The organism is Neobacillus drentensis (assembly GCF_036966985.1).
Taxonomy (GTDB): domain Bacteria; phylum Bacillota; class Bacilli; order Bacillales; family Cytobacillaceae; genus Neobacillus; species Neobacillus drentensis_E.
Window position 1 is genome coordinate 1 of record NZ_JBALSN010000154.1, and the last position, 7,416, is coordinate 7,416.

The 7,416-nt window shown below is 38.7% G+C and carries 5 protein-coding genes and 1 pseudogene; 2 read left to right on the forward strand and 4 right to left on the reverse strand.

The window, feature by feature from the left end; all coding sequences use genetic code 11:
* Positions 1–51: 51 nt before the first annotated feature.
* Positions 52–2,965, reverse strand: a pseudogene (locus tag V7659_RS10645) (2-oxoglutarate dehydrogenase E1 component).
* Positions 2,966–3,134: 169 nt separating this feature from the next.
* On the opposite strand from V7659_RS10645, the gene V7659_RS10650 reads away from it, so the two are divergent.
* Complete coding sequence (locus V7659_RS10650) at positions 3,135–4,019, forward strand: LysR family transcriptional regulator (RefSeq protein ID WP_335540006.1); 885 nt, start codon at positions 3,135–3,137, stop codon at positions 4,017–4,019.
* Between the two features lie 132 nt (positions 4,020–4,151).
* Here the strand turns inward: V7659_RS10650 and V7659_RS10655 are convergent, their stop codons facing one another.
* Together V7659_RS10655 and V7659_RS10660 are read right to left on the reverse strand one after the other, a co-directional pair.
* Entirely contained in the window at positions 4,152–4,595 is a 444-nt protein-coding gene (locus tag V7659_RS10655) for a cell wall hydrolase (RefSeq protein WP_335540008.1), read from the reverse strand.
* A 105-nt stretch (positions 4,596–4,700) separates the two neighbouring features.
* Positions 4,701–5,456, reverse strand: coding sequence for a class I SAM-dependent methyltransferase (locus V7659_RS10660; RefSeq protein ID WP_335540010.1), 756 nt, complete (start codon positions 5,454–5,456; stop codon positions 4,701–4,703).
* Between the two features lie 183 nt (positions 5,457–5,639).
* Between V7659_RS10660 and V7659_RS10665 the strand changes: the two genes are divergently transcribed.
* Positions 5,640–6,650: a phosphotransferase gene (locus V7659_RS10665; RefSeq protein ID WP_335540011.1), complete on the forward strand. Its 1,011-nt coding sequence runs from the start codon at positions 5,640–5,642 to the stop codon at positions 6,648–6,650.
* Between the two features lie 206 nt (positions 6,651–6,856).
* On the opposite strand, the gene V7659_RS10670 is transcribed toward V7659_RS10665, so the two are convergent.
* The coding region (locus V7659_RS10670; RefSeq protein ID WP_335540013.1) for a DeoR/GlpR family DNA-binding transcription regulator at positions 6,857–7,416 on the reverse strand (560 nt) is incomplete at its 5' end.

A 7,416-nucleotide genomic window follows, 5' to 3' on the forward strand; every position in this document is an offset into this window, starting at 1 on the left:
TCCTCCTATGTTTGTTGGTAAGTCCCCTATAAAGTATTATTTCTACTTAAATTATTTTCCGGAAATGGAATTAGTAACTAGTTCTATTTCTTGTTTCTGAGTATCTATTTGATGATTCAATATAGTTCAGAGCCTGTTTGATAATCCGTTCTTGTTCATTCTTATGAACGGTTGGATCTCCGCCTGCTGTACTTGAACGTTCTTGACGTCCAATGTAACCTACAGTCAGTCTGCCAGATGCAAGTTCAAAGAGAGTTGGAGCGATATAATGCCACGCACCCATATTTTTCGGTTCTTCCTGGACCCATACAATTTCCTTTAAGTTAGGGTAACGCTTTATGATGGCTTCTACTTTTTCCTCAGGAAATGGATACAATTGTTCAATTCGAGCGATGTGTACCTCTTCTAGGTTACGATTTTCTTTCTGTGAGCCGATTTCTACAGCCAGATCGATCGCCATCTTACCCGTTGTTAAGACTAAACGTCTTACCTTTTCCGGAGCTTTTCCGAGTTCAGGCTGTTCCAAAACCGTTTGGAAATGACCTTCGCTTAAAGCAGTACCAGTTGAAGCAACTAACGGGTGACGGAGCAGACTCTTTGGCGTCATAATCACCAATGGTCGAACAAACTCTGATCCTAAGATGGATGCTTGACGACGTAAAATATGAAAATATTGGGCTGCACTTGTTAGGTTGGCAACCGTCCAGTTGTTTTCAGCCGCTAACTGTAAAAACCGTTCAGGGCGGGCACTGGAATGCTCCGGACCTTGACCTTCATACCCATGAGGCAACAGGAGAATAAGCCCTGATTTTTGTCCCCATTTTGCCCTTGCTGATGAAACAAATTGATCATAGAGTGGCTGGGCTGTATTTGCAAAATCGCCATATTGTGCTTCCCACATGACAAGTGTTTCAGGAGCAAATACATTGTATCCATATTCAAAACCTACAACAGCCGCTTCCGACAGCGGACTATTATGAACCGCAAACGATGCTTTTGCTTGCGGAAGATGGTGTAATGGTGAATATGTTTCGTTTGTTTCTGAGTCGTGCAGCACAATGTGCCGCTGCGCAAATGTTCCACGTTCTGAATCTTGGCCAGTGAGACGAATCGGCGTACCGTCCTTTAACATTGACGCAAATGCCAGCACTTCTGCTACCGCCCATTCTACTTTCCCGGTCTCTTCTAGTGCCTTATCACGACGCTCCAAAATCCGCTTTAATTTTGGATAAACATGAAAACCCTCCGGCCATTTCAGCAAATCTTGGTTTATTTCACGAAGCGTCTCAAGTGGCACACTTGTTTCCAACGGTGGAATTCCTTTGGCGATTACCATTGGAACATCAACTTCAGCAATGTGTTCACTTTGCTTCTTCTCTGATACTTTTTCATACTCCACTTGTAACATTTCTTGCACGCTGCGATTCATTTGCTCAACATCTTCTTGATTGAGAATGCCTCTATCTTTCAACTGATTGGCATACACCGCTCTTACAGTTGGATGGTTAACAATTTTTTTGTATACCTGCGGTTGAGTGACCGCTGGATCGTCCATTTCATTGTGGCCAAATCGACGGTATCCAACTAAATCAATCAAAAAGTCTTTTTGGAACTTGGCACGGTATTGATAAGCAAGCCGAACAGCGGCCAGACAGGCTTCTGGATCGTCCGCATTTACATGTATGATTGGAATCTCAAAACCTTTTGCTAAATCACTTGAGTATCTCGTCGTGCGAGAATCATGGCTATCGGTCGTAAAGCCAACCATGTTGTTAGCAATGATATGGATTGTTCCACCTGTTTTATATCCTTTTAACCCGCTTAAATTCAGCGTCTCCGCTACAATCCCCTGGCCTGGAAAGGCTGCATCGCCATGAACTAAAATGGCAAACGCCCTATTCACATCCTGCTTAGGGTAACCGGCATTTTTTCGTTCTTCTTGGGCAGCTCTTGCAAATCCTTCAACAACCGGATTAACAAATTCAAGATGACTCGGGTTATTTGCCAAGGTAATCCGGGCACGCACGTTACCGGGACCTTCCATGAATCGATTGCGGCCTAGATGGTATTTCACATCACCAGTCCAGCCTTCACTTATGTCGACTAAATCTTCTGACGGACCCTGTTGTTTGGCAGACGAGTGCTGAAATTCAGCGAACATCTTGCTATATGGCTTGTTTAACACATGTGCAAGGACACTTAAGCGACCGCGATGCGCCATACCAATCACGACATTTCGTGAACCATCCTCAACGCCTTCGTGTACCGCTTCATTCAGCATCGGTACTAGCATATCTACACCTTCAATGGAGAATCTCTTTTGTCCGACAAAGGTTTTATGCAAAAATTGTTCAAATCCTTCAACCTCTGTCAGGCTCTGCAGCAAGTTCGTTTGTTCTTCTTTTGATAAGGAGCGATGCAAGGAACCTGTCTCCACCATTTGAGTTAACCATGCTTGTTCATCCATCAGTTGCACATGGTTAAATTCATAAGCTAATGTAGAGGTATATACACTTTTTAAATGATTGATAGCATCCCACGCAGTTTGTATCCCTACAGGGGCCTCTTCCCATACGAGTTTTGCTGGAATCGCTTTCAGATCTTGTTCACTAACCCCATACTTTTCGGGCTGAAACAACTCTTGATTTTGTTGATTCCAAATTAATGGGTTCATGTTAGCCGCTAAATGACCGTTTGAACGAATGTCCTCAAGCAGCTTTACCACTTTCAGTACTTTCTGTATATTTGTGGAATTATTAGAATTGAAAGATTCACTATTTGGGGATTCTTCGGTATGACTTGACTCAAAAGACAAAGGTGAGCCCCATTTTATAAAAAGCTCTCTTAATTTTGGATCAATCGCTTCTTCTCCGTTCGTATACCGCTCGTATTGTTCAATTACATAGCCAAGGTTTGGACCATTGAATTTCCGCCATGGATTATGCTGGTTTTTCTGTACGCCCATTCACAATTCCTCCATTGTTGTCTTACTTTATATGTTTTACTTCAGATTAATTAATAAGTAATTTTCAATTGCTTAAGGTTAAGGATAATGTAATAATTGAAATAAATAAAATGCTAAAAAATTATATTAACTTATAAAAAATATTAATATCAGATAGATGGGTGGAAAAATGGATTACCGTGATTGGGAAATACTAAAGGTGCTTTATCATCAAAAGAATCTAACAAAAACAGCTCGCCTCTTATTTCTTACTCAACCCGCATTAACGACTCGATTAAAGCATATGCAGGAAGAACTAGGCGTAAAAATCGTAACCCGTGAAAGCAGGGGAGTGCATTTTACCCCACAAGGAGAATACCTTGTTCATTGTGCTGAGGAGGCCCTAGCACATTATGAGAAGATAAAAGAAAATGTCCAAAATATGAGTAATAACGAAAGTGATGAAGTGGTAGGTACGTTGAAATTGGGGGTTTCCAATTTTTTTGCCAATTATGAACTTCCCTATGTTTTGAAATTATTTAAAATGCAATATCCACATGTGGAATTCAAAGTAACGACGGGATGGAGTAGAGATGTGACTCAACTTATTCACAATAAGGATGTTCATATCAGCTTTGTCCGTGGAGATTATGGCTGGCGGGGATTATCAAAATATCAATTGTTTGAGGAAACTATTTGCATTGCTTCAAAAAATGAGTTTGATATGAAGGATCTCCCTCGTCTTCCAAGAATTGAATATAGAGGGGATTACTTATTAAAATCAGTCATTGATCATTGGTGGGCTGAAAATTTTTCAGAAGCCCCCTTTATAAGTATTGAAGTCGACCAAGTGGACCCATGTAAGGAAATGGTTATAAATGGTTTAGGCTACTGCATTTTGTCTAGCAGAGTACTCAAAGGGATAGAAGACATATACAAAATCCATTTAAAAGACCAAGAAGGAAATCCGATTTTGCGGAGAACGTGGATGTATTACCATAAGGAAGCTATGGAATGGAATGTGGTTAAGGCGTTTGTCAATTTTATCGAAAACTTTGACTGGAAAGATAATTGAATGAGGTGAAACGGGTCACGTAGGCTACTTCTACGTGACCCGTTTTGACTGAAATCAGACCGATATTTGTTCTAATTACATTTATCAGCGCGAGCACCAAGAACAAAAAAAGCTTACTCAAACGAGTAAGCCTTAACTACCCTTATAAACACTATCGCATGTTCCAGCTTTTGGTTCATAATAACAATGGTTTTTAAATTGACCAGATTGAGGTTGACCGTACCATGTTGGAGGGCATGGAGCATATGGATTAAAATACCAAAGTGCATACTTTCCTGGGTGTTCTCTCCAATAGTCCAAGTTCTGTTTTGCTAATCTTTTCTCAGCAGTTCTCGCCCTTTGATAAAATACATTTCCTTTTTGAACAGCTTCAAAGGAGAAATTTCCTCCTTGGACTTGAAAAATGACATCTGGAATTTTCCTTAACCCTTTAAAGTCTAAACAATCTGCTTTTAGACGATTAACAATTACATTCCCAACATACAACATGCCTTGTTTTCCTTCACCTTCGGCTTCTGCTCTCATCATCCTTGCCATTAAATCAACGTCTGAAGTTCGGTAATTTACTCTTGGCATTTTTTCACCCCCAAATATGGTATGAAATAAAGCCTATATTGTTGTCATTATTAAAAAAAAGAATACTTTGCTTTTACAGTTGGCAAATAATCATCATTTAAACAATTACACTTTACCCAGATAGCTTCTTGTGATATTTGGAATAACTATTTGCCCATGATTGCTATATTTTTCAAAAAGATTTGATAATGCTGTAATGAAGGGATGATATTCCTCGTGGGTCTTTTTTGGGGAATAGGAAGCGGATAAGTATCTTCCCAAAAATCCATTTAAATTAAATTGCAGGTCATTACGAAAGAGCTTTAATTCATACTTTCCATCTTTAAAAAATTGCTGAAATGCAATCGGAGTTTCCTCCATACCGCCGCTAAATCCTTTAAAATTTGGGCAGTACTTTTGGCAAACTTCTGCACTTTCCTTGTTTATATCGCTTGACCCATCCCGGCTATTCCAGACAAGGGCCACTCTACCATCCTGTTTTAAAATCCGTTGACATTCCAATCTGAACGGCTCCATGTCGAACCAATGAAATGCCTGTGCTACTGTTACTTGATCTATACTATTATCATTTAAAGTTGTGTTTTCAGCCGTGCCCTTAATTGAAATAAAACGGGAATCCGTCTTCAAAGTTTGTTCCGCAATTGTTCTCATATCATCATTTGGTTCCACTCCGATTACTGTATATCCCCTTTCAAGAAGCTGATTGCTTAATATTCCGGTCCCTGAACCAATATCTGCAATAATACTATCCTCATTTAAACAAGCTTGAGAAATTAAATATTCAATATATTCATGGGAATAGCTGGGACGATATTTTGCATATACCTCTGCTTTTCCTGTGAATTTTTCATTTGATTTCATAAGCCACCTTCTCTCCATTACAAATGTATACCTTTTCTATTTTACCATCTTTTTACATCGCAACGAGGTTAAAGTTTTTTGGATAGCTTCATTTTGGGCTCTCCTAAATTATCTATTCAAAAATTACTTTCTTCTTTTTCTTGTACGTGATAGACTTCTTTTTAAAAAGGATTTTTGGATAAGATGAAAAATTATTTATCAAATATTGAAGAAATAGTGCCTTTGTACTTTCCTTATGAGAATTGGGAGATTGCTCCCGGACCAAGTGGAGAGAACAATACAACCCTATTTATTCTGGCAAACAATGAGAAATACGTACTGAGAATTTACCAAACCCATCAAGATGAGGACAAGGTAATCTATGAACATGCTGTATTACTAGCATTAATCGAACGGCCCCTTTCCTTTTCCATACCAGTACCAATGAAAACAATAGATGGGCAAACCATTGTCAAAACCCAATCCGGATATCTTGCGGGATTGTTTAAATTTATCAATGGGACGAATCCTGCCCTAGAAGACTTAGATCAAATCAATTCATTTGGTAAAGCGGCAGGTCAACTTACTGCAGAACTTGCCGAGGTCAGTGTAGAACAACTGCCAGTATACAGACCGTATTATGATTTAAATAGTACACACCCAAGATGTTCTTTGGATCAGATTAAAGATTTTTCCCTCAATCCCCCAGAGGACTTTGTGGAGTTAACTCAGGAATTATTTATTATCTACAATCAACTAGTCTCATTTCAAGAGAGTGTCCCATTTTTAAAAAGGCTTCCTCACCAGCTTGTTCATGGAGATTTAAATGCTTCCAACATTCTTACGGGTCGAGATGGTAAGATTTCCGCCATTCTTGATTTTGAATTTGTTACATATGATTTACGAGTGATGGAAGTTGCGGTTTCTATTTCTGATTTTATAGATGATGAAGAGGATGAGACCGTTATTTTTAAAAAGATTACTTCCTTCCTAATGGGATATGGCATTAGGATTAAGTTAACGGAAGAAGAAATTCATTCTCTTCCTCTTCTAATCGAGATTCGAAGTTTAGATGTGTTTATCCATTTCCTCGGCCGATATTGGGACGGGGTTGACTCTATAAATACGGTCAAGAAGTATATTCGTAAGGTAGCTCAAAGAGTTTCATGGATTTCAATACATCAAGACAAGTTAATCAAATTCTGTGAAAAGTAGTTAAAATAAATGTAAAAAAATGACTATCAAAATGTAAACCAACTGATAGTCATTTTTTATTGGTATATAACTAATTAATCATTTCGATTATTTTTATTTAAAATTCATTTCTTGTCACCCATCTTAATTGGTATCAATTTGTTTTTTTTCAGTATACCTCTATGTAGTCCATAAGTGTATAAAAAAAGAGACCGGGACATGGCCTGCTAGTTTACAATTAATAACTTTATCTTTTTTTCTTCCAGTTCATTTCTAGTTTCTTCATTAATATTTGAATCTGTAATAATGCAGCCGATTGTTGAAACAGGTGCAATTTGCGAAAAAGCTCGTGTTCCAAATTTAGTCGAGTCTACCATTAGAATGGTTTCATCTGCAATTTCCATCATCTGCTTCTTTACTAGCGCTTGCGATTCATTAAAGTCACTTAATCCCTTTTCTAGATGAACCCCTTTACAGGAAAGAAACGCTTTATTAACGTGGTACATACTCAGCGAACGTTCCGCAAGCGGACCGACATATGAAAGAGATTGTGAAAGCAGCGTTCCCCCAGTGGAGATCACTTTGATTTGTTCTTTTTTACTAAGTTCAATGGAAACTTTTATCGAGTTTGTCAGAACCGTTAAAGGCATATCAGGCAATTCCTTCGCCACATACCATGCAGTTGTACTTGCGTCTAAGACGATTTGATCACCAGGCTCGATGGAACGAATCGCTTCCACAGCGATCGCTTTTTTCTCGGCAGCGTTAGTGATTTCCCTTTCTAAAT

Excerpts from the sequence above, each read along its gene's own strand:
- V7659_RS10660 (WP_335540010.1), bottom strand. The coding sequence starts at position 5,456 with ATGAAATCAAATGAAAAATTCACAGGAAAAGCAGAGGTATATGCAAAA.
- V7659_RS10665 (WP_335540011.1), top strand. The coding sequence starts at position 5,640 with ATGAAAAATTATTTATCAAATATTGAAGAAATAGTGCCTTTGTACTTT.
- V7659_RS10655 (WP_335540008.1), bottom strand. The coding sequence starts at position 4,595 with ATGCCAAGAGTAAATTACCGAACTTCAGACGTTGATTTAATGGCAAGG.
- V7659_RS10650 (WP_335540006.1), top strand. The coding sequence starts at position 3,135 with ATGGATTACCGTGATTGGGAAATACTAAAGGTGCTTTATCATCAAAAG.